This window comes from Niabella agricola (genome assembly GCF_021538615.1).
In the GTDB taxonomy this organism is placed as follows: domain Bacteria; phylum Bacteroidota; class Bacteroidia; order Chitinophagales; family Chitinophagaceae; genus Niabella; species Niabella agricola.
On the sequence record NZ_JAJHIZ010000002.1, the window covers coordinates 56,497 to 78,824 of the forward strand.

29 protein-coding genes and 2 tRNA genes are annotated in these 22,328 nt (G+C 43.1%); 19 read left to right on the forward strand and 12 right to left on the reverse strand.

Translation table 11 applies throughout. The features are described from left to right. Positions 1-9: 9 nt before the first annotated feature. The 6 genes from LL912_RS00540 to LL912_RS00560 form a co-directional block, all read right to left on the reverse strand. Entirely contained in the window at positions 10-1,110 is a 1,101-nt protein-coding gene (locus tag LL912_RS00540) for a porin (RefSeq protein ID WP_235551598.1), read from the reverse strand. A 93-nt stretch (positions 1,111-1,203) separates the two neighbouring features. Continuing rightward, positions 1,204-1,752 carry a potassium-transporting ATPase subunit C gene (locus LL912_RS00545; protein WP_235551599.1) on the reverse strand — a complete coding sequence of 183 codons (549 nt, stop codon included), beginning with the start codon at positions 1,750-1,752 and terminating at the stop codon, positions 1,204-1,206. 92 nt (positions 1,753-1,844) lie between these two features. Next, positions 1,845-3,926, reverse strand: coding sequence for a potassium-transporting ATPase subunit KdpB (gene kdpB / locus LL912_RS00550; RefSeq protein WP_235551600.1), 2,082 nt, complete (start codon positions 3,924-3,926; stop codon positions 1,845-1,847). Between the two features lie 184 nt (positions 3,927-4,110). Continuing rightward, positions 4,111-5,799, reverse strand: a complete 1,689-nt coding sequence (gene kdpA, locus LL912_RS00555) for a potassium-transporting ATPase subunit KdpA (protein WP_235551601.1) — start codon at positions 5,797-5,799, stop codon at positions 4,111-4,113. A 77-nt stretch (positions 5,800-5,876) separates the two neighbouring features. Then, positions 5,877-5,954, reverse strand: a complete 78-nt coding sequence (locus tag LL912_RS26130; RefSeq protein ID WP_406603595.1) for a potassium-transporting ATPase subunit F — start codon at positions 5,952-5,954, stop codon at positions 5,877-5,879. A 329-nt stretch (positions 5,955-6,283) separates the two neighbouring features. Beyond that, positions 6,284-7,627 (reverse strand): sigma-54-dependent transcriptional regulator, encoded by a 1,344-nt coding sequence (locus LL912_RS00560; RefSeq protein WP_235551602.1) that lies wholly within the window; start codon positions 7,625-7,627, stop codon positions 6,284-6,286. 139 nt (positions 7,628-7,766) lie between these two features. Here LL912_RS00560 and LL912_RS00565 point away from each other — a divergent pair, with 139 nt between their 5' ends. The 5 genes from LL912_RS00565 (at position 7,767) to LL912_RS00580 (ending at position 11,756) form a co-directional block, all read left to right on the forward strand. Further along, on the forward strand, positions 7,767-8,789 hold the full coding sequence (locus tag LL912_RS00565; protein ID WP_235551603.1) for a LacI family DNA-binding transcriptional regulator: 1,023 nt from the start codon (positions 7,767-7,769) through the stop codon (positions 8,787-8,789). Positions 8,790-8,874: 85 nt separating this feature from the next. Further along, positions 8,875-9,909, forward strand: a complete 1,035-nt coding sequence (locus LL912_RS00570; protein WP_235551604.1) for a phosphotransferase enzyme family protein — start codon at positions 8,875-8,877, stop codon at positions 9,907-9,909. A gap of 209 nt (positions 9,910-10,118) precedes the next feature. Continuing rightward, positions 10,119-10,373, forward strand: a complete 255-nt coding sequence (locus tag LL912_RS26135) for a GIY-YIG nuclease family protein (protein ID WP_406603588.1) — start codon at positions 10,119-10,121, stop codon at positions 10,371-10,373. After that, positions 10,364-10,437, forward strand: a tRNA-Pro gene (locus LL912_RS00575). Before LL912_RS26135 ends, LL912_RS00575 begins: the two co-directional genes overlap by 10 nt. A 188-nt stretch (positions 10,438-10,625) precedes the next feature. Next, positions 10,626-11,756 carry a site-specific integrase gene (locus LL912_RS00580; RefSeq protein WP_235551605.1) on the forward strand — a complete coding sequence of 377 codons (1,131 nt, stop codon included), beginning with the start codon at positions 10,626-10,628 and terminating at the stop codon, positions 11,754-11,756. Between the two features lies 1 nt (position 11,757). On the opposite strand, the gene LL912_RS00585 is transcribed toward LL912_RS00580, so the two are convergent. Then, the gene (locus tag LL912_RS00585) at positions 11,758-12,138 is read right to left on the reverse strand and encodes a helix-turn-helix domain-containing protein (protein WP_235551606.1); all 381 of its coding nucleotides are present in this window, start codon (positions 12,136-12,138) and stop codon (positions 11,758-11,760) included. A 1-nt stretch (position 12,139) separates the two neighbouring features. Next, positions 12,140-12,517, reverse strand: a complete 378-nt coding sequence (locus LL912_RS00590; RefSeq protein WP_235551607.1) for a type II toxin-antitoxin system HigB family toxin — start codon at positions 12,515-12,517, stop codon at positions 12,140-12,142. 236 nt (positions 12,518-12,753) lie between these two features. On the opposite strand from LL912_RS00590, the gene LL912_RS00595 reads away from it, so the two are divergent. Together LL912_RS00595 and LL912_RS00600 are read left to right on the forward strand one after the other, a co-directional pair. Next, complete coding sequence (locus LL912_RS00595) at positions 12,754-12,915, forward strand: hypothetical protein (protein ID WP_235551608.1); 162 nt, start codon at positions 12,754-12,756, stop codon at positions 12,913-12,915. A 9-nt stretch (positions 12,916-12,924) separates the two neighbouring features. Next, complete coding sequence (locus tag LL912_RS00600) at positions 12,925-13,536, forward strand: GNAT family N-acetyltransferase (protein ID WP_235551609.1); 612 nt, start codon at positions 12,925-12,927, stop codon at positions 13,534-13,536. A gap of 257 nt (positions 13,537-13,793) precedes the next feature. Here the strand turns inward: LL912_RS00600 and LL912_RS00605 are convergent, their stop codons facing one another. The 4 genes from LL912_RS00605 to LL912_RS00620 all read right to left on the reverse strand — a co-directional run bounded on the left by LL912_RS00605 (position 13,794) and on the right by LL912_RS00620 (position 16,134). Then, positions 13,794-14,195: a hypothetical protein gene (locus LL912_RS00605; protein WP_235551610.1), complete on the reverse strand. Its 402-nt coding sequence runs from the start codon at positions 14,193-14,195 to the stop codon at positions 13,794-13,796. Positions 14,196-14,270: 75 nt separating this feature from the next. Beyond that, positions 14,271-14,771 carry an SHOCT domain-containing protein gene (locus LL912_RS00610; protein WP_235551611.1) on the reverse strand — a complete coding sequence of 167 codons (501 nt, stop codon included), beginning with the start codon at positions 14,769-14,771 and terminating at the stop codon, positions 14,271-14,273. Between the two features lie 178 nt (positions 14,772-14,949). Beyond that, positions 14,950-15,492 (reverse strand): hypothetical protein, encoded by a 543-nt coding sequence (locus LL912_RS00615; protein ID WP_235551612.1) that lies wholly within the window; start codon positions 15,490-15,492, stop codon positions 14,950-14,952. Positions 15,493-15,678: 186 nt separating this feature from the next. Then, positions 15,679-16,134 (reverse strand): hypothetical protein, encoded by a 456-nt coding sequence (locus LL912_RS00620; protein WP_235551613.1) that lies wholly within the window; start codon positions 16,132-16,134, stop codon positions 15,679-15,681. Between the two features lie 190 nt (positions 16,135-16,324). On the opposite strand from LL912_RS00620, the gene LL912_RS00625 reads away from it, so the two are divergent. The 12 genes from LL912_RS00625 to LL912_RS00680 all read left to right on the forward strand — a co-directional run bounded on the left by LL912_RS00625 (position 16,325) and on the right by LL912_RS00680 (position 22,326). After that, a complete protein-coding gene (locus LL912_RS00625; protein ID WP_235551614.1) occupies positions 16,325-16,573 on the forward strand; it encodes a hypothetical protein in 249 nt (82 codons plus the stop codon). Between the two features lie 25 nt (positions 16,574-16,598). Further along, on the forward strand, positions 16,599-16,964 hold the full coding sequence (locus LL912_RS00630) for a YopX family protein (RefSeq protein WP_235551615.1): 366 nt from the start codon (positions 16,599-16,601) through the stop codon (positions 16,962-16,964). A gap of 84 nt (positions 16,965-17,048) precedes the next feature. Beyond that, on the forward strand, positions 17,049-17,363 hold the full coding sequence (locus LL912_RS00635; protein ID WP_235551616.1) for a response regulator transcription factor: 315 nt from the start codon (positions 17,049-17,051) through the stop codon (positions 17,361-17,363). Further along, a complete protein-coding gene (locus LL912_RS00640; protein ID WP_235551617.1) occupies positions 17,363-17,554 on the forward strand; it encodes a hypothetical protein in 192 nt (63 codons plus the stop codon). The genes LL912_RS00635 and LL912_RS00640 overlap by 1 nt, the downstream gene beginning before the upstream one ends. Then, positions 17,551-17,856, forward strand: coding sequence for a hypothetical protein (locus tag LL912_RS00645; protein WP_235551618.1), 306 nt, complete (start codon positions 17,551-17,553; stop codon positions 17,854-17,856). The genes LL912_RS00640 and LL912_RS00645 overlap by 4 nt, the downstream gene beginning before the upstream one ends. 522 nt (positions 17,857-18,378) lie before the next feature. Further along, positions 18,379-18,451: transfer RNA gene (locus LL912_RS00650), tRNA-Trp, on the forward strand. A 197-nt stretch (positions 18,452-18,648) separates the two neighbouring features. After that, positions 18,649-18,966: a hypothetical protein gene (locus LL912_RS00655; protein WP_235551619.1), complete on the forward strand. Its 318-nt coding sequence runs from the start codon at positions 18,649-18,651 to the stop codon at positions 18,964-18,966. A gap of 90 nt (positions 18,967-19,056) precedes the next feature. Further along, positions 19,057-19,572, forward strand: a complete 516-nt coding sequence (locus LL912_RS00660) for a hypothetical protein (RefSeq protein WP_235551620.1) — start codon at positions 19,057-19,059, stop codon at positions 19,570-19,572. Continuing rightward, entirely contained in the window at positions 19,572-20,330 is a 759-nt protein-coding gene (locus tag LL912_RS00665; RefSeq protein ID WP_235551621.1) for a PD-(D/E)XK nuclease family protein, read from the forward strand. The genes LL912_RS00660 and LL912_RS00665 overlap by 1 nt, the downstream gene beginning before the upstream one ends. 10 nt (positions 20,331-20,340) lie before the next feature. Then, a complete protein-coding gene (locus LL912_RS00670; protein ID WP_235551622.1) occupies positions 20,341-20,643 on the forward strand; it encodes a hypothetical protein in 303 nt (100 codons plus the stop codon). Positions 20,644-20,852: 209 nt separating this feature from the next. Then, a complete protein-coding gene (locus tag LL912_RS00675; protein ID WP_255785540.1) occupies positions 20,853-21,254 on the forward strand; it encodes a RusA family crossover junction endodeoxyribonuclease in 402 nt (133 codons plus the stop codon). A 1-nt stretch (position 21,255) separates the two neighbouring features. After that, positions 21,256-22,326: a hypothetical protein gene (locus tag LL912_RS00680; protein ID WP_235551624.1), complete on the forward strand. Its 1,071-nt coding sequence runs from the start codon at positions 21,256-21,258 to the stop codon at positions 22,324-22,326. The last annotated feature ends 2 nt before the right edge of the window (positions 22,327-22,328 follow it).

Below are 22,328 nucleotides of genomic sequence, written 5' to 3' on the forward strand. Positions count from 1 at the left end.
GATGGTTGTTTAAAAGGAAAATGCTATTGCGCTTGTAAATGCGAAGTTATTCTTTGATGGAAGATCCTGATTTAAAAATATGCGATCTTTGCTGTTCAAGCCCCTGCCTTCGATCCGCCAAACGAACCGGTTGGTGATTTTACGGTCGATATTGAGGCTGTATCCCCATGTTTTAAACCCATGCCCGGTACCCGTAGGAATGATTGTTCCATACGGGTCGCTAAAATATTCACCCCGGAGCCCGATGCTCCAGTTGTCGTTGAACCAGGAGGTGATCAGCACCGGCGTATACCAGGTGTTGTAATGGCTGCTGCCCTTTGCCTGCTGCTCCATACCGATATCAAATCCGAGGGTGAACAGAAAATGTGATGATAGCTGGAACTGACCGTAAAAATCATGAAAGTAGCGCCATTGCCGGATGCTGTCCGGTTTATCGTTACCGATGAAGGAGCTGCTGTTGAGTGTTATCTTATCCGATGGTTTAAACGTAAGCTGGTGGCCGAATGCCAGGGTGTTGTTCCCGTTTAGGCGTTCGATGCGCTGCCAGCCGTTTAACAACAAACCACTGATATACCATTTACCATTATTGGTGGTATAGGAAAGGCGAACCCCTGTTTCAAAATAGGGCGAGTTTTCTGCGGCGATGCTTCGCGTTAATGTCTGGCAATCTTTTCCGATAGCACTTTCCCAACCGATATGGGAGGGGAGTACGCCGGCATCGATCCAGAGACTGCGCTTTTTTGTAAGTTTGAGGCCGGCGTTGGCTTCATAGATGTTCTTCAGCACATCTTTTTCGGCGGCCATGTTATCGCTGCTGTAAGTGCCGGTCATCAGCCCGATGTTTCCTCTCACACGTTCCGTGCTATAGCTGGCTTTTACCAGGGCAAGGTTGATATTAACCGTGTTGTGGCGGTTGTAGCTGTACAGAAAGGGCTGCCGGATATGATTGGCCGGCTTTCCTAAATCATAACTATAAAATGCTTCGCCGTAGCCGCTGATCTTAAGCGATTTTTCAGTGCTGTCTGTTTGGGCAATTGCCTTTTGAAGCGCGGTAAATGGAGCTGTCAGTGCCAGGCAAATAATACCGTTGCGGATTGTTCTGCTGTTCATGCGTTTGTTTTCTTGTGTTGTTTGAGGAGATCGCCTATGGAGCCGGCACCGCTTCTTTCGCAAAGAAGAGCGCCGGTCACGGGTTTTAAAGGATCAATGGTTTAATTTGTCGAGGTCGATATTTAATTTCAACACATTTATTTTCCGGGGGCCCAGAAACCGATGGTCAATATGGTTATTTACCAATTCCTGTACGCTCTGTTGTGCAAGCCCCCGGACCCTTGCAATGCGTGCTACCTGGGCATTCGCCGCAGCAACCGAAATGTCGGGGTCTAACCCGCTGCCGCTTGCTGTTACAATATCGGCGGGGATTACGGCTCCTGGATTCAGCTGTTTAAAATTTTCGACCCGTTGCCGTACTTCTTTCAGGTAGTCAGGATTGTTAGGTCCTTTATTGCTGCCACCGCTGCCGCCGGCATTGTAAGCTACCGCGGAAGGGCGAGAATGGAAGTAGATGCTGCTATCGAAACGTTGCCCGATATTGGCATAATAGCTTTTCCCGCGGCTGTCCGTGATCATTTCTCCCTTTCCTTTTTCCGGTGTAAGCCGGGCAAAGCCTGAGAGCAGCAATGGATAAAAGCCTACACAGAGCAACATCAGTACAAGTGTAAGGCGTAGGGCGGGAAGAATATGTTGTTTCATTGTTTTATTTTTTGGAGAAGTGAATGGTGAAATATTTATGGTGAGACCCTGGCCTGAGAAATTTATAGCGAAAATGGATGCCAGTATTGTTTTTAAAAGACCAGTCCCACCATCAGGTCAATCAGCTTAATGCCGATAAAAGGCACAATAATGCCGCCAAGCCCATAAATGAAGAGGTTTCTTCGCAGCAGTGCACTGGCGCCGATGGGTTTGTAGGCAACGCCTTTTAATGCCAATGGTATCAGTAAGGGAATGATAATGGCATTAAAGATTACAGCAGAAAGAATGGCGCTTTCCGGACTATGCAGCCGCATGATATTTAACCCCTGTAGGGTTGGCACAGCGGCAATGAATAATGCCGGTATGATGGCAAAATATTTGGCCACATCGTTGGCGATGCTAAAAGTAGTGAGTGTGCCACGGGTCATCAGCAATTGTTTCCCGATCTCTACTACCTCGATCAGCTTCGTTGGGTCATTGTCAAGATCTACCATATTGCCGGCTTCTTTGGCTGCCTGCGTTCCGCTGTTCATAGCCACGCCTACATCGGCCTGCGCCAGGGCGGGTGCATCATTGGTGCCGTCGCCCATCATGGCAACCAGGCGGCCTTCAGCCTGCTCCTTCCGGATATAATTCATTTTGTCTTCAGGTTTGGCCTCCGCAATAAAATCGTCTACCCCGGCTTTTTCTGCAATGAATTTGGCGGTAAGCGGATTATCTCCGGTTACCATCACTGTTTTGATACCCATCCGGCGCAGCCGTTCAAAACGCTCCCGGATGCCGGGTTTGATGATGTCCTGTAGTTCGATCACTCCCAGTACCGTGTCGTTTTGGGCTACCACCAGCGGAGTACCTCCATTGCTCGCGATCTTCTTTGTTTGGATAAGGGTTGCTGCCGGAATGCTGTTGCCTGCTTTTTGAACCAGTCTTGTAATGGCATCCATAGCGCCCTTACGGATATGGACGCCGCTGAAGTTTACGCCAGAGCACCGGGTCTCTGCGGTGAACGGGATTGGTTTGTAATTGCTGTGCTCAGCAAAGAACTGCTGCTGTGCATGCGGAATATAGCTTTTATCTTTAAGCATGCCGGAAGCCAGTTCCACGATGGATTTTCCCTCTGGGGTTTCGTCTGCAAGAGAACTCAGTACTGCAGCCTCCATGAAATTCTGTTCACTGACGCCGTTGGCCGGCCAAAAATGGGTGGCCTTCCTGTTTCCGATAGTGATGGTACCTGTTTTATCCAGCAACAGCACATCAATGTCGCCCGCGGTTTCAACGGCCTTGCCACTCTTGGTGATTACATTGGCCCGCAGCGCCCGGTCCATACCTGCAATGCCGATTGCAGAAAGCAGGCCGCCAATGGTAGTGGGGATCAGGCAAACAAAAAGTGCGATCAGGGCCGCGATGGTAATGGGGGTGTGCGCAAAGTCGCCAAATGGCTTCAGCGTGGTACATACGATAATAAATACGAGTGAAAAGCCGGCGAGCAAAATGGTAAGGGCGATTTCGTTGGGCGTCTTCTGCCGGGAGGCTCCCTCTACCAGAGCGATCATTTTGTCCAGGAAACTTTCGCCGGGTCTTGTGGTTACTTTTACTTTTATTTTATCCGATAAAACCTTGGTGCCGCCAGTTACCGAGCTTTTATCACCACCGGCTTCCCGGATTACGGGAGCACTCTCGCCGGTGATTGCGCTTTCGTCAATCGTAGCGAGGCCTTCGATAATCTCTCCGTCGGTAGGAACGATATCACCTGGTTCGCAGATGAAAATATCATTGAGTTCAAGGGTGGAAGAAGGAACAATACGTATTTCGTTCAGCGTCATTTCTCCTACCCGTTCTATTTTCTTTGCCGGGGTTTCTTCCCTCGTTTTACGTAAACTGTTGGCCTGGGCCTTTCCACGCGCTTCAGCAATGGCTTCCGCAAAATTGGCAAAGAGCAGGGTGATAAAAAGAACGGAAGTGATGGTAATGTTATACGCCAGTGATCCCTGCGCGGCGCTGTTTCCCGCTGCTGCGATCCAGATGCATACGCCCAGCATCACCAGGGTGCCGATCCATACCAGGAACATGACCGGATTGCGGAACATTTTCGAAGGGCTTAGTTTAGCGAAAGAATCTTTCAGTGCTTCGAGGAACTGATCTTTTTGAAACAAGGATGTATATTGATTTTTCATTGTGAGATGTTTAAGGAGAAGTGAACGGTGATTGATTAGATACGGGAATCGAGCATTGAGATTTTGAAATTTGCGAAATCTGTTCTACATAAAGATTTTTGTTTTTGAATGCATTGCTTCGCCGCATTCTTAAATCTGGTATGTCAAACCTGGTATCTCGATTTTCTTGTCTCAATTCTGCTGCTTACCCCATCCCAAAATACTCTGCAATAGGTCCCAGTGTTAATGCGGGGAAGAAAGAGAGCGCTGCTACAATAACGATCACGGCGAATACCATAAATCCGAAGGTAGCAGTGTCTGTTTTCAGCGTACCCGCACTTTCAGGGATGTATTTTTTGGCGCCGAGGATGCCGGCAATGGCTACCGGACCGATAATGGGCAGGTAGCGGGAAAGGATCAATACAAAACCGGTGCTGATGTTCCACCAGGGCGTATTGTCGCCCAAACCTTCAAATCCGCTCCCGTTGTTGGCGGCACTGGACGTATATTCGTAGAGCATTTCACTAAAGCCATGGAAGCCCGGATTGGCGAGTGTGGCAGCTGTTTGTGCCGGCAATGCCGCCGCCAATGCGGTACCGGCCAGTATCAGCAGGGGGTGCAGCAGGGCTACGATCATGGCGATCTTCATTTCACGGGCTTCTATTTTTTTACCCAGGAATTCGGGTGTTCGGCCTACCATCAGACCGCTGATAAAAACGGCAAGGATGATGAACACAAAATAATTCAGGATGCCAACGCCACAGCCTCCGTAAAAACAGTTGGTCATCATAGCCAGCAGCATATTCATGCCACTCAACGGCATATAGCTGGAATGCATGGAGTTGACGGACCCAGTGGATATTACGGTAGTAGCAATACTCCAATAGGCGGAGGCAGGGGTGCCAAAGCGTACTTCTTTTCCTTCCATGGCGCCCAATGCAGGGCTAACGCCCATGGCTGTAATGTTGGGATTACCGTTCATCTCCGTAATGATATTCGGAATACAAAGGATCAGGAATCCAAGAGTCATTACGCACCAGATGGCCCATCCCAGTTTTCTGCGGTTTATAAACTGTCCAAAAGCAAATACCATGGCAAAGGGAATCAGCATTTGTGCGATCATCTGTGTCATGTTGGTAATGTAGTTGACATTTTCGAAGGGGTGTGCGGAATTGGCGCCAAAAAAGCCGCCGCCGTTGGTACCCAGGTGCTTGATCGGAACAAATGCTGCCACCGGACCGGTGGATACATATGTGGTATCGCCCTGCAGGGAAATCATCTGCTGTTTGCCTTCAAAGGTCATGGGCGTATGATTCAGGATCAGGATCACGCCAATAATAATAGAAATGGGCAGCAGGATCCGGGTGATGGATTTGACAAAGGCGTTGTAAAAATTCCCCAGGGTTTGATGCGTTCCCTTCCGGAAAGCATAGAATACTGCAGCAGCGGCGGCCATACCTGTGGCGGCGGTTACAAACTGCAAAAACATCAGGTAAAGCTGGCTGAAGTAACTGACGCCGGTTTCTCCGGAGTAATGTTGCAGGTTGCAGTTTACCAGGAACGAAATAGCGGTATTAAAAGCCTGGTCGGGCGTTTGGTTAGGGTTATGATCAGGATTTAGCGGCAACCACGATTGGTTCAATAGAATGAACATGCCCAGCAAAAACCAGATCAGATTTATAACCAGTAAGACCACCAGCTGTTGCTTCCAGTTTTGTTCTTTTTGCGGATTAATCCCGCTGAGTTTAAAAAGAAGCCGTTCGATGGGGTTAAAAACCGGGTCCAGAAAACTACGCTCGTTACCATACACTTTAGCTATATACCTGCCCAGGGGGAGCGATAGCAGCAGTGTAAGAACAAACATAACGACGATGCCTAATATTTCAGTGTTCATTGTTTGGTAAGAAGTTTTATAGTGAGAAAGAGAAATGTTAATAGTGAAAAATTTTTAGTGCGATGTAGGGCTGCGTCCTAAAACTTTTCTGGTTTGAGCAGCACATAACACATATAAATAAATACAAGGAGAGCGATAATGAATAGTTCTGTCATTTTATTAAGATTAAATAGTTTATAGATGCTTCCTTAGATTTTTTCAAAAAAGGAAATGGATCTGAAAAAGAGGATAAAGCAGCCGATGCCTGAAAGTGTAAGAATAGCTGGTAACATATGTCTGTAATTTTTTTGTATTTAATTCATCCCTCCGGTGCCAAAAACAGCACCGTTTTTTTTACAGGTGTGTAAATGATTGGTGGTTAATTGTTTAAGGGAGTGTCAGGAAATTGGAGGCATAAAAAAGCCTATCAAAATGATAGGCTCGGTTCTCAAAATGAGAAAGTAAGGTATGAAAAGGCAGGAGCCAGGGTTAAGTCATAACGGGTTTACAGCTTATACTCATCAATTTTCCTGTACAGGGTAGCCACCCCGATTTCAAGCATACGGGCCGCCTCGGCTTTATTGCCTTTGGTAAATTGCAGGATCCGGCGGATATGGGTTTTCTCTATGAAAGCCAGCGACGACGGATTTTCTCCCGGGCCGGCTGACGAAGACCGGTATTGCTGAACTTCCAGCGGAAGATCTTCAATATGCAGTTCATCATCCTGCATCAGGATCACGCTGCGCTCAATGCTGTTCTTTAGCTCGCGGATATTGCCCGGCCAGCGATATTGCGTTAGTGCTTCCAGGGCCTCCGTTGAAATGCGGAGGTCCTTTTTGTTTGTTTTTTGAGCAAACAACCGGAGATAAAAGGAGGCCAGTGCTTTTATGTCTTTTTTCCGTTCCCTTAATGCGGGAAGATTGATTTTAAAGGCAGCAATGCGGTAATAAAGATCCTCCCTGAATTGCCCGGTTTCAATTTCCTTCAGGAGGTTCCGGTTGGTAGCCGCCAGCAGCCGTAGGTTGATCTTTGTAGGCCTGGTTTCGCCAATCTTAATGAACTCACCGGATTCCAGTACCCGGAGTAGCTTGGCCTGCAAATCGATCGCCATTTCGCCGATCTCATCCAGGAATAATGTACCATTGTTGGCTTCTTCCAGTAAGCCGGCCTGGTCCTTTACGGCGCCGGTAAAAGAACCGGCCCGGTGTCCGAAAAGTTCCCCTTCCAGTAGCTCCCTGCTGAATGCGGCACAGTTAATCGCCACAAAATTTTTGGTTCTCCGGCCGCTGGCCTCATGGATGGCTCTCGCAAACACTTCTTTGCCGGTTCCGGTTTCACCGGTAATCAATACCGTGGCATCGGTGGGTGCCACTTTTTTTCCAAAGAGAATGGCTTGTTGTATGGCTTCCGACTGCCCGATAACGCTGTCGAATGAATATTTATTGCCGAGCTGCTGTTCCAGCTGCAGCACTCTTTTGCGGAGGGTAACTTTTTCCACCGCCCGGTTCAGCAGCGGAATGATGCGGTTATTATCGTCCCCTTTGGTAATGTAATCGAAGGCCCCGTTTTTTATGGCTTGCACACCGTCAGGAATATTGCCATAAGCTGTTAAGAGGATCACTTCTGTTTGCGGAGCCAGGTCTTTTATTTTTTTTACCAGGTCTACGCCGTTTGCGTCCGGCAGTTTTACATCACAGAGTACCACATCCGCAGCAGTCTTTTCCAATTGCTTCAGTCCGGAGCGGCTGTCTCCTGCCTGGAATACTTCAAACCCTTCGAGTGCGATGATCCGGGAAAGAAGCTGTCTTAATTTTTCCTCATCATCAATGATCAGTACGCTGTGCTTCATGCTATCAAACTTGAAGCAAAAGTAATGTAATAATTTATGGGTTGCTTTTTGGAAAAAATAATAGGTTTGCGGTGTAGCGCAGTTCCTGAGCAACTATAAAATAATTGTTTTATCTTTAAATTTTGCATATATTAGAATTGTGAGCGAGTCAATACCAACAATAAAGGAAATCGCCAGGCGGCTGAACGTTTCTGTATCCACTGTGTCAAGAGCGTTGAGCGATCACCCGCGGATCAGTACAAAGACAAAGGAAGCGGTAAAGGAGCTGGCGAAGGCACTGAATTATGAGCCCAATTCCAAGGCGATTTTTTTCAAGCAAAAAAGAAGCTTCGTTATAGGGGTGATTGTACCGCATATTTACGAAGACTTTTTCTCGAAGGGCATCAGTGGTATCGAGGATGTGGCGTTAGAAAACGGCTATACGATCTTGTTTGGCCAGAGTCATGATCGTATTGATAAGGAACGCCAGGTAGTGGATGCAATGAAGAACCAGCGGGTAGACGGGCTGATCATTTCTTTGTCGAAAGAAACCAATAAGAGCGATCATCTGAAAACGCTGGATGCCTATAACATACCGGTGGTATATTTTGACCGCGTGCCTTCCCAGGCCGGGGTAAACAAAGTGTATTGCAATCTGTTTGAAGGTACTGTAGACATGATCGAATGGCTGTTCAAGCAAGACCGGAAGCGCATTGCATTTATCAATGGTCCGGGTGCCATTATTGCATCCAAGGAGCGGCTGGATGGTTATATCGAAGGAATTTCCCGGAGAAAGTTGAAAGTAGATATGCAGATGGTGGAGCAGACCGATTTTTCGGAGGAAGGGACACACAAGGCCGTGGCCCGGTTGTTGGCACTCAAAAAACCACCGGATGCTATTATCAGTTTCAATGATTATGTGCATATGGACGCCGTAAAATACGCACTCAAAGAACATGTAAAGATCAATGAAGATATCCTGTTTGCCAGCTATGCCAATATCTCGGTAAACAAGCACACGGCCTACCCGCCGGTTGTTTCCATAGACCAGTTCCCGTACAGCCAGGGTGAGGCCGCCATGAAAATGCTTATGGATATATTACAGCACAAGCCTGATGAGAACGCCGTTGATAAAGCTTACCGGCATAAGGAAATTCCGGTTGCACTGGTTTACAACACATAAAATCACTTGCAGGGCAAACGTTTGCACCGGGTTTTGAAAAAAAACTTACACTTTATTTTATACATTTATCCCTTTAAACCAAATTATGGATAAAGTACTTGCCGGTTATGGAATGAAGGCAGATCAGTGTGCGGTAAAACCTTTTGGAAGCGGGTTGATCAATCATACATGGGAACTTCGTAACGGAGAAGATCGCTATATTTTGCAGAAAGTAAATCAGAACGTATTCCGGGAGCCGGAAGCCATAGCCTGGAACCTGGAATTTATTGACGCTTATCTGAACGAGCAGGATGCTGCGTATTTTTTTGTAGCACCGGTGAAAACGGTTTCAGGAGGAACGATCTTGCATATAGCGGATGATGGCTATTACCGGATGTTTCCTTTTGTAAAAGGCAGTCATTCCGTAGACGTTGTGGAGGAACCTCAACAAGCATATGAAGCCGCAAAGCAATTTGGAATGTTTACCCGCAAATTGTCTGGTATTCCGGTAGAGAAATTAAAGATCACGCTTCCTTCTTTTCATGACCTGGTATTACGGTATGAGCAGTTCCTGGAGGCCTTAGAAAAGGGGAACTGTGAGCGGGTGGCTGCTGCCGGCGATATGATCGGGGAACTGAAAGCGCAGGCAGGTATTGTGGACCGATTCCGGGAAATATTAAAAAATCCCGATTTTAAGCGGCGGGTAACGCATCATGATACCAAGATCAGCAATGTATTGTTTGATGAAAACAACAAAGGACTTTGCGTGATTGATCTGGATACAGTGATGCCGGGCTATTTCATCAGCGACGTAGGAGATATGATGCGCACCTACCTTTGCCCCGTAAGCGAGGAAGAACAGGATTTCAGCAAGATTGTGGTGCGGGAAGAATATTACAGGGCAATTGTAAAAGGTTACCTGGAGGAGATGAAGGATGAACTGACATTGGCAGAGAAGGCGCACTTTTTCTATTCCGGGCTTTTCATGATCTATATGCAGGCGCTGCGGTTTTTAACAGATTACTTAAACGATGACCGTTATTACGGTGCAAAATATGAAGGGCATAATTTTATAAGAGCGCAAAACCAGCTCACTTTGTTGAAACGCTTACTGGAGAAGCGGGAGGTACTGGAACAGTAGTTTTTTCTTTCTGGTATTTATTTTTATTTTTTTTTATAAAAATCCCTTACTTTTGCAGCCGCTTAGTTTATACACACCAGGCGAGAAAGTATCTTTGGAAATGAAAATTAAGAAACGTGGAATTAAACGGTTTCTTGAAGATCAAAATACCGGATTCGGGAAGTAGCGCAGGCCGGTAGCGCATGGCGCCTGAGGCGCCAGGGCCGCAAATGAAGTATACAACGTATATATTGTATAGTGAGTCTTTGAAAAAGTATTATGTTGGGAGCACCGTAGATTTGGCAGACCGGTTGCGAAGACATAATAATGGTGAGGGTAAGTTTACAAAGAAAGGAATGCCCTGGGAGTTGATTTGGAGCAATGTGTTTGCGAGCAGGAGTGAAGCAGTATCTTTGGAAATGAAAATTAAGAAACGTGGAATTAAACGGTTTCTTGAAGATCAAAATACCGGATTCGGGAAGTAGCGCAGGCCGGTAGCGCACCTGGTTTGGGACCAGGGGGTCGCAGGTTCGAATCCTGTCTTCCCGACATTTTGAGAGCTTACAAAGCCTCGTAAATCAGCTGAAACGCTTTATTTACGGGGCTTTTCTCTTTTTAGGCATGTAAAACACTAGTGCCGAAACACACCCTTATTTACCCTTATTTACACTCCTTCTACACGTTTTGTTTTACGTATGTTTAACGGAAAAACTACCTTTGTTTAACAAAACAAATCTATGGGAGTTACAATAAAGGTAGTCCAGTTAAAGCATCAGGAAAAGAAAGATGGCACATTGCCAATACTGTTTCGTATTACAGAAGATCGAAAGGTTAAATATGAGAAGACGGGTTTTTCTGTGAAAGCATCGCAGTTGCGCAGCCAGCATGATGCCTGGGTATATAAGCATCCGGATGCTGACACGATAAACAAGAAAATATCCATCCAGTACAAGGAATTGGCGAACGCGTTATTTTTTGGAGAAGGGGATAAGGTGATGACGCTATTTCAGGCCGTAGACAAAAAGCTAACGCAGCTGGAGAAGGAGGAAAAGGTAGCGGCCTATAACCGGTTGCTTACAAACAAGGAGTATCTTAAAGAGGCGCTGGTTCACGACTATCCATTGAACAAGGTTTCCAAAGATGTCGTGGAAAAGTATGTTAATTTTCGAATCGATAAGGGCAATGCACAATCAACCATTAAAAAAAACCTGCAAGATATTTCTACTGTTTTGGAGTATGTCAGATGGAAGGGGAACAACGAGTTTGCCATTTATGCTGAAACCGTAAAGGCAAAACCGGTCGATCGGGAAAAATTAAATCTTGACGAAATCGCCAAACTTGAAAATACAGTCTTTGATGGGAATATGGAACTGGCTGTAGACATGTATCTGTTTTCATATTACCTGCATGGCGCCAGGTTTGAGTCCGTTGCCCTAATGGAACGTGAGGATGTTGTTGGGGATATAATAAAGTACCGTATGAATAAAGGGCAAAAAGTTAGGGAGATTAAGATTCACGGAAAATTGAGGAAGATTATTGATAAGTACATCAACGGCAAAAGCATCTATCTGTTCCCGGCAGTAAAGAAGCGTGTTGAAAGCGTATGGCATAAAAAGGACATCTTGGGAGTTGCGAATGCCACCATGAATAAATACCTTAAAATAGCCGCCTATAAAGCCGGTATTGACAAGGATATTTCCCTTCATGTTGCCAGGCATAGCTTCGCAACCAACATAAAGCGTATGGGAGTTAATATAAACGTCATTAAGGATGCATTGGGTCACTCTAAGACGTCTATGACCGAAAAGTATTTAAAGGATCTGGAAGACGATCTAATCAGCAATGAGGTGAATAAACTATATGAGTAGGCTAGACCAATCGTAGCAATAAATTGCCATCGACGCCGAGCTTTTCGTTGAGAGACTTTAAAAGACCAATTGTGGGTTTGCGCTTATTGTGCATAATTTCTGATAGCTGGGTGCTTGTGGTATTAAGTATTTCTGCGAGTTCCTTTTGCTTCAGCTGCTTCTCGTACATTTTCAACTGCAGGATACCAGGTATACTATCCGGCATTGGAAGTACATAATTTTGATCTTCGTAGGCCCGAACAGCTTCTGTGTGCTTGTCCAATAATTTACTATCATTGGGTGAGAGGGATGCAAACCCGCCGCCGTCTGTCGCCTTTGCCAGGAGTCTTTCCATTTCGGCTTGTGCTACTATATATTCAGCCTTTGTCATTGTTTTGCTCATGTTATATCGTTTTACAGTCTATCAAATAGTACTCTTTATGTGTGCCAACAAATCTAATATATAAAGTACGTTTACTAAAATGAATCATCGCAACCAGCCGGTATTTATTTCCACCTATATTAAATACAAATCGATCATTTCCAACAGCATCTACACTATTGAATGTTTTTTTCACATCAGCAAAGCCAGCCCAATCACAACTGAGAGCCTCATAATACCATTTTAATAATGGATCTTTCGCCCGATGCTCAATGTCGTAAAAATCGATCAGTTTTGCTTTGGAAATAACTACCATGATGTAAAGATATGAAATAAAATTCACAAAAACGAAAAATAATTTACATTTTGCAAATATTAACATTTGCTCTATTCGGCTCACTATGTCAGTATTTTCCGATTATCAACAGTGCCATACACCCATGAGGCTGATTTTAACAAGTCTATTTAATTCGTAACGTTTTAATATTCAAAAGTTTATTTAAAGTTTTATTTTAGATGTCATTTTAGTTGTCTTTTTAATTGTTACTTTAAGTGACATTTTACGTCTACGTTTTAACTATCTTTGTTGTACGGTACACCAAACATGTATTTGGTGTGACTATTTAACAGTTAATTATGGCAATGACTATCCAAAATAGCCCCGTTTTAAAGGGGGCAAGTGCAAAAGCTTTCATAAAGAAGGCGGATACCACTATGTCTGAGAAAAAGGAAACTGTAAGTTTTAAGAAACAATACACTGCTGCGCAATCTATTTTGAAGAAAGCCAAAATGAGATAATCTTATAAATTGGGATTTTTAGAAGACAACTGCACATTTTCTCCTCTTACCGGTGATGTTTTGTTGACTGCGAATCATTTTAGCTGCGGGCATCCCGATTTGGACGACTTCTTTCTGAATGATTCCGTAAAATATTCAAAACAGTACCTTGGGAAATCGTATTGCTTTTTATTGGATAATGATCCGAAAGAGATTATTTGTGCTTTCACTGTCTCAAATGATAGTATCAGGGTTGGGACTCTTCCCAAAAAAACGCGAAACAAGGTCAATCGCCGAATCCCATATGTTAAGCAATATAATAGTTATCCTGCGGTTCTGATCGGGCGGCTGGGGGTCAACAAGGCTTACCGTGGCAAAAAAATTGGATGTGAGTTGATGGACTTCATTAAGGCTTGGTTTATAGATGAAAATAATAAGACAGGTTGCCGGTTTATTTTAGTTGATGCGTATAATGAAGAAGAACCATTAAAATACTACAACAAAAATAGTTTTCTTTTTCTATATGAAACTGAAGATGAGGAGCGCGAGTTTAGGAATATCGATAAGGATGAGCGTTTACATACACGATTGATGTCATTCGACCTAATTGTACTAGCTCCTAAATATGATCTGAAAGTTTGAAATTACAATTAGCAATTTTCATCCACCCATTGATATATTTCCTCCATTGTACAACCTATGGTTCTACAGCCAGTCCGAAGGTGTAGGGCTGGTACATCTTTGTCATTCTCCCGTACTGGGATGCTCCTGAAGGCATTTCGCTTTGTATATTTTGTGTGGCTCCCAACAGTGCTGTTGGGCTTGGCAAAAAACCCTTTGTAGTTAAGGAATTTTATCCAGTGGGCAGTTTTTATTGGTCTATTGTTCCCCATCCAAAATTACGCAGCAGTCATTGAAATTTTTTGTACACTGTTCTCAACGACATTAAACCCCTGCAAAACACCGTCCGAATCAACATGAGCATGTGAGAAATTCTTTCTGAACATTTTGTCTTGACTCCATCCCAAGGATTTTAAAAGTCTTTGACTTTCTCCTGGATCAGCATCCATCAAATACCTTAAGGTCTCATTTGCTGAATCAAGTGCCATTTGTTGCGCTTCTTCAAACGTGTTTCCATATCCTGAGGCATCCAAAGAAGGGAAATAGAAAACATGGTGCATAGTGTCTGCATCGACAAAGCTAATTCCATTAATATGACCGATGACTTTCTTTTTGGGAGAAACTTTGAGGTGCTCAACCTTATGAGTTCCAGTGCTTTTATTTATTATGATTTCAGCCATATCATTAAATAGAACAAATTTAATGAATAATCGTTTATTGTGAAATATCCGACGCTATCCAATTGAGTATCAATACTACCTCTCTAAAATCTTCCCCTTTTCCTTTTCGAACTCCTCCTTTGTCAGAACGCCGTCGTCTAATAATTTCTTCAACTTCGCCAGCTCGTCAGCCTTGGAAGGGGCGGGGGCCGGTGATGATTGCCTGTATTGCTCCGGAACGATGATCTCGCCCTTTGCAATTGCACCCTCAATATTTACATCCCACCTTCCAGAAAATGTGGTGTTCTTGTATGTAATTACAGGTATTTGTTTACCTCGAAATACCTTAATCTTGAAAATCTTAAATTCCTTGTTGGCTTCGTTGGCCGGAAGATGCGGATTTCCGCCCAGTCCCTGGGTGGCCTGCGACACCTGTATAAAAGCGAATCTTCCATTATCCATGGATCCTATTCCTGTTTTTATTATGTCCCCCTTATGAATAACCCAACCTATCGAGGTGACAAGCGAATCATTTTTCTTTTGAGCAAATAATATCATGGGGAGCAACATCAATGTTAGTAGTACAAAATTTCTCATTAGTATTAGTTTTAATTTGTTGTGAATAAATATTTTTGCTAAATGTTTTAGTATGTAATTTGTTTTTACTTTATTTTGTGGTACCAATTTAAGAAAATAATATAGACGCTAATGAGTACTACGATTAAAAAAATGAATGAAAAGTGCGCTAACTGCTCTTATTCAGAAACATGCCCCTTTACTTGTCTTTCTGATCCTCCAATGGCTGAGGTGTTGTTTTGCCCGAAAGAGGAAGATGTTCAACCGCACCAGAAGATCTTTCTTTCGCCCTGTCGGCTAATGAAGCTTGGACGAGTGCATCTAAACTGAGCAGTATCCTATCCAGGATCTTCCCATTTTGCTCCACCAGGTTTTGGTTTGCGGTGTTTGCCTTCAGGAGCGCTTCGGATAGATTCTGGATAGTTTTGTTGTCTCCAACCGATGATGCATTTTTCTGGTCAACAGTACTCAGTATCATTGTGCCTTTGCCTGTTAGATACCAGTCGAAATCCAAGTCTTTCAAGTTAGATTTCATGCCATCCTCAATTACACTTAGATCCCTTGGGTAATTTCCTGTTCCATCTAAAGGCTTCAACACCCGGCTTACATATTGTTGCCTGGTATTTATCACCCTTGAAAATTCTGTTACATTCCCCCCCGTGTAATGCAAAATAATTTTTACAAGACGTTTTGTCTTTTCGGGCATATCATCCTTTATATGTAATTTGTCTCTCTTATTCACACAGATTATATGTATATTTGTTTAAAATTAAGTTTATGGGTAATCCTTTATTTAAAGCAATGTTTAAACCAACAAAGCACCCTCCTGTTCAATTGGCAATTGACAACGAACCGGAATACAATCGACTTGTTGTTATATATGAAAAAGAGACACTGATCATAATGAAGGCTCAATTTTATATCATGATTACATTGCTTTTAATATCAGGGCTAGGATTTCTTTTAAAACTAATACTACGCTAATACCGAAACCCCACCTGGCATACCTTCTGGTAAATCTTCTATCTTGTTCCGATTCTTCTCTTTTGGCACTTTCTGACACAAATGTGTGATTTTTAAGTGCTTCATTACCATCATCCGTGATTACATAATCAGTACCACTCCCTCTTCGTATAGGGTTTGGCAACCCTGTTTCATAGTCGACTCTAATCAAATTATTGTCATGGATTAAATTATATCCCTCCAAGTTTTCCAGTACCCCGGTTTCAACCTTTTTATTAGATACATTATATAAACCATACAACCTCTTAAGCTCTTTTCTCTCCGTCTTGTTTAGTCCGCCTGTTCTTTCTTTACATAAAAGTAGATAGTAAATACTTCGATCATTCGGAAAATCATAGTATCCAAATTTATACTCTTTCATAACTCATTGTTTCTCAATTGCATTCGATTTGGTTGCGTGTTAAGAATTGTTAACAAAATGTTAAATACATAAAATATATGTTGAAGTGTTTCATTTTACATATAATGTATGTTATCTTTACACTAACAATCACTTACTGGACAAAAGTAAGGTAAGTAAAAAACTTAAACAATAACTAAAAGTAGTAGACATGTTACAGAACAACACATTTACAGTTTGCGACGACGGGGTTGCAGAATTGTTGGTTAACGCTGATTATGATGTCGATCGGGATTATTTCGACCTGCACGATGCTGGTATGACGGTTACTGTTGATATTAAATCGGTGGAGTTGCTGATTGCTGGCGGCGGCATTGATATTAAGGATAAGCTTAATAAGAAGCAGATAAAGAAGATAGAGGACGAGGTTGTTGCACAAATCGCGCTGCAGGCGGCGTAAATACTAAAACTAAAAAATCAAAATAATGAAAAGAGAAATTTTGTTTCGCGGAAAGCGGGTGGATAACGGAGAGTGGGTGTATGGTTACTTTTTTTTGTCTCAAGATATGGGGTGGTCTTTTATAAGGGTTGAAAATGTGAGTCCTTATATGGAGTGTTACACAGATCATCAAGTCATCCCCGAGACAGTAGGCCAATACACCGGCTTAAAGGACAAGAACGGGAAAATGATATTTGAGGGGGATATTGTTTCTCATGCAACACAGATTGGTCGAGATGAGGTTAAATGGCTTCAATGTCAATCAAAGTTTGTTCTTGGGGATGGGCATCCATGGGGGATGATTTATAAAACATATGAAATACATGGCAACATTCACGATAACCCACTATAAAAAACTTCTGCATTGGGTATAGCCCTTCCGGTTCGCAACCGGGTGCAGACCAAATACTAATCACCAAACCAAAAAATCAAAGAAATGAAATCAAATTTTTTAACAAGACGAGAATTAGAGATTCGGCAGATGTATGTGGAATGTGTGCTAACGGCCAAGCAGATCGCGTATGAACTTGGTTTGGCACAGGAAACGGTGAAAGTACATCTGAAGAACATTAAACGAAAAATGAACGCTATTAGCGGCGTAGACATGAGCAAGAAGTACTATGAGGAAAACTTTTGGCTGATTCGCAAGGACACTACGCCAACGCAGCCACAATTGACTGTTGTTCCCAAAAAGAAAACGGGGATGCTGGTCAGCATGACTCTAAACAATCAACTCAAAAAAACAGCATAATGGAAGTCGAAAAACTTGTGCCAATTCAGAAACTAAGTGAGCAAACGGGCGTGAGCGTGCGTGTAATAACACGGGCAATCAAAACGCGGCAAAAATACAAAAAACTTGTCGCTTCAAAAATAGGGCGTGATTGGATGGTGTCCTTGGCAGACTGGGAAGACTATGTTTATCGCAAATCTAACATGTCATGACAAAGCATTTTGTTGACGGAACAGACCTTCCGGATTGGATTATCCAGGATAGTTATAAGCATGAGGGCTACAGGGCGAACTACGGCATTGATGACAAGTTTTTGCTAAAGATGTTGACGGGCGATACAGTAGCTATTTTCAGGGTGATTCCTAAAAATATATCAAGGGAGGATCTGGTTTCACACCAGCGAAAGCACTACACGGAGCTGTTATTTGCTGCACTCCGGGAAGTTCCGCGGGATCGCAGGAAGATCATGTTTTTGAGAAACGAATTATCAAACCTTACTAAAAAATCTGCTTAAAATGAGAATATCTAAAAAAGAAATGGATCTACATACGGATATTATTATGCTCCGTGTTATGCGTTGCCTGGGTGGTTTTACACCTCAACACAGGAAGCTGCTTAAGGTTCGGGAGCTAGAGTTGAAAAACTACTTAAAAACGAAGAAATGAGGGCGGTAATACAAACTATTGCAATCATCGCACTAGCTCTGGCTATCTGCTTCATAAATTGATAATATGAAAGAAATGGTATACACACTAATAACAACGCTGGCAACAGTTCTGATCATGTTCATTTTCGTTTCCTGGGCTGATAGGCGGCGCGATCAGGATCAGTTAAACGAAAAAACAAAATTTCCATCGTCCTGGGATTCTGATGAGGACTGGTGGGGTATATAATTCTCATAAGCAGTTTAGGCCCGGTTAGTCTTGGCTGGGCATTTATCAAAAGTTCTTTTAAATTATTCTACAGCATGGTTCGAGTGCGCCCTCCGTTGCTCGACGGTAAAGAAAGATAAAGCTGGTCTACATGCTGTAGATATGCGCGTGTAGCTCAACTGGTAGAGTTCCGGTCTCCAAAACCGGTGGTTGAAGGTTCGATTCCTTTCACGCGTGCAAAAGGTTTAAGCGAGTAAATCCATAGTAGGCCCGTGTTGCATGGTAAAAGCAAATAGGCGTATTTAAGATTGGTGAATTCTGACGATGGATGACAGCGAGGAACTGTAATAACTCACTTACTCAAAAGAGATCAGATAGAAGCGATTGAAGAAGAAATTATTAATCAGCTGGCGGTGGCGGCGTAAAAAGTAATTATGGAAAAGAAATTAATACTCCAACTTTTACATGATTTTTCGGAACAATACGGAGATACATACGAGTATAGATGTATTTACGATAGTTCTTTCGATGAATTTGCGGATAAAATTATTAATGCTTATGATTCTAAAGTAAATAAGAATCCGCCTGTAAGAACCTTTGTTTGCGAAGATTGTGGGGGCGAGATGCCTATTAACAAAAAGTGTGATAGCGACATCGAAGTGTGTGATGATTGTATTCGTGACTACGATAACAAAACCGGATACTGCTCAGTGCATTGTAGATATAGTGGACAATGTGATCAATCTTGTTAATAGCGCAATATTCTAAACTGTGCGTTTCCCTAAAAAATGGGATGATGATGACTTTTTGGGATGGAGTTAACAACTTAAAAAATAAAAATAATGGAAAATCAAATTGTGCAAAACAGTAAAAACGAAGTAGCATCTATTGATGAATTTAGGCAACGTCTGCAGAATTTCGCCAATGTTCTGAATCTGTCAGATCCGAAGGAAGGAGTGGCTAAAACACCTGATGGCAAAGCCAAGACGCTCCCTATTTCGTTTGTTGAAATGCAGTTGGACGAAATGTTTACGGGGCTTTGGAGTACGGAGAACTTTAAATGGTCAGTCATTGCAAATGAGGTTGTTGGTAGTATCGATCTCATTCTTATCCATCCGGTTACCGGACGGGAATATAAACGGACAGGGGCGGCGGCTATTCAGATAATGGTTAACAAAGGCGCAAATCCATTGGACATAAACGCCAAGAAAGGAAATGCCTTGGATATGGGATTTCCTAAGCTCAAAGCGGAGTGTGTTAAAAATGCTGCGATCTCCCTGGGTAAAATATTCGGTCGTGACTTAAATCGTACGGCTGCTGACAATTTCAATCCATTTTATAAACAAACAGTAAACTAATGTTACAGATTTCACAGTCGCTTATTAAGGAGGTGCTAAAACATGATCACTGTCCCAAGCAGGTATATTTTTCTTTCGTCGAGGGTAAGGATTTGATTGAGCCATCGGAGGCGATGTTAACGGGCCGGTATTTTGAATCTGAATTGCTGGGGGCATGCCGTGGCGGGAAGAAGCAGGAAGCGAAGATGATAAACAAGGGCAAGGAAAAGGCGCAGGCGTATAAAGACTGTGATGAACTGGTATTGTTTGCAAAAGGGGTACTGGATAATCTGGGCATTAGAATAAGTGAAAACTTTATACAGGTAGAATTGATATCCGACTTTTTAAAGGGTAATATTGATCTCATTTCAAATGACATTATCAGCAAAGATGATATTGCAATATATGACATAAAATGGACTGGGACGAAGGAGGATGATAGATGGAATGGCTGGGGCGATCCGGCAAATAACCAGGATGCTGAGATACAGGCGGTTCACTACACTATGTTATACCACAAGAAGTATGGAGTCTATCCTCCGTTCTATTTTCTAATTTTCGGAAAAGATAGGTGGGTGAAAATTTTGAGATTTCGTTTTTCAGAGGACGCGATCGAACTACACAAGGAGCGCATAAAATATACAGCCGATAAGATATCACAGTATGCAGATGAAAAGTGGAAGGGTAACGGGTCATTCAATAAATGCATTTCCTGTCCATTTTACAACATGTGTGATGACAGGGCTACGGTTCCACAAATTGAAGAAGTAATAATTTAAAACAAAATATATGGCAGAAAAAATTTTCGTAGGAGGTTTCCGGGGATTCGCAAAAAATGACAAAGCGCCCGACTGGGTAATCGGAGATGCCCTCATTACGATCGATGAATTCAAGGCGTTCATTAACAGCAATCAACAGTACCTGACGGAATACAATGGGAAAAAACAGTTGAAGATCCAGGTTACCCGGGCGCAAAACGGATCACTCTCCTTCACTGTTAACACATATCAGAAACAAGACCAGTCCGGACAAACTCATCCCATCATGCAAGGCCCGGCCACACCGGTTGGCGCCGAAGAATTGCCTTTCTAGCGGAAACGGCATCATAGCACACAAATCTACAACTCATACTTAATGGCACTTTCAACCACTTAGTTGCACATAATAACATGTTATTTATGTGGTGGAAAAATATTTTCTATAAAAACGGAAAATACAGTAAAAGTAATGTGAAAAAAGTTTAGATTTGATGTTAAATACAGTGTATGGGGTCGATATCTATTGAAATATTGGGCGTCCCTATGGCGAAACAATCAGCCAGATTTAGGGCGGTAAAGAGCGGTAACAGGACGTTTGTGACTTCGTATCAGAAGAAGGAGGTGGTGAACAGGGAAATGACTATTGCGGCGGTTGTGCAGCATAAATTACCAAAGGGTTTTCAGCCGTATGACTGCCCGGTACGATTAGATATTGATTTCATTTTTCCAATGCCTAATGCGATGCCAAAAAAACTAAGGCAGGTAGTAATGGAAGGGGGGGCGGTATACAAGGATACCAAGCCAGACAATGACAACTGTACGAAGGGGGTTATGGATGCTGTACAGGGGATACTTTTTGTCAATGACAGCAGGGTGGCCATCCTGAATACAAGGAAATACTATGGCCCGATTCCAAAAACAATTATTAATGTAACAAAAATTTAAAATGAAATTATGTATAGATAGCAAGTTATTGCTGAATGGGTTGAAACAGTTGTCCGGCGCTGTTAACCCTAATCCGATAATCCCGGTACTATCAAATGTAAAGGTTGAGGTTGAGCGGGACAGGGTAGTACTTACCGGCTCATCCAGTAGCCTAACCATTGTTCATGTCCTTGAAAACGATAACCTTGAAGCATTTTCGTTCCTGGCGCCATACAATGACCTTGTTAATGTTTGCGCCGCCCTCCCTGGAAACATTGATATTGACGTTTCGTCCACCAGTATACAGATTACCAGCGGGGATGATAAGCTTACATTGGGTGTTTCTGACGAGGTTAAATTCTTTCCAACAATACCTGATCGAGGTAACGGTTTTTCTGTTAAAGTGGATGGTACTTTTTTCAACGCGATTAACCAAGCAGCCACCTCTACCAGCACAACACCAGGGGATCAGTTCAATAACATCTATATTGATTTTACTGAGAACGACGCCATTGTTTTCGCCTCGAACCGGATCCACATATTTACTCAAACTTTTGGAATTAAGGGAAAAACGCGGCAGATAAGCGTGTTGCCAGAGCTAGTGCGGCCTTGCAGGAGCTTCCAAGAGTCGGAAATGTTCATTGATGAAAAAAATGTATGGTTTTCATACATGAACACGACTGTAATTGCCAAAACCAGCGAAGCCGCATCCGTACCAATACGACAGCTGCTGTCCAGGCGTACAGAGCCTAATTATTCGATCAGCCGGTGGGGGTTGTCAAACTCTATTGCAAAGGCGCTGTCCTGCTCTAGTGATGAGCGTTACCCTTTTATCACAATGACCGTAAAAGGATCTGATGTGAAAATCGATTACAATTGTGAGTACGTTGGCAAGAGGGCGTCCGTTATGACAACAGGTAATGGGGATATTGATCAACATATTGTCTTGAATGCAAAGAACCTGAAGGATGTTCTGAACAAGTTTACCAGCGAAACAGACACTGTGGATCTGTCAATTACCGCACATGATGCTAACATGTACATTACCTCCAAGGCCGAATCAATCATTTCTTTTATTTCACCTATAAATTAACA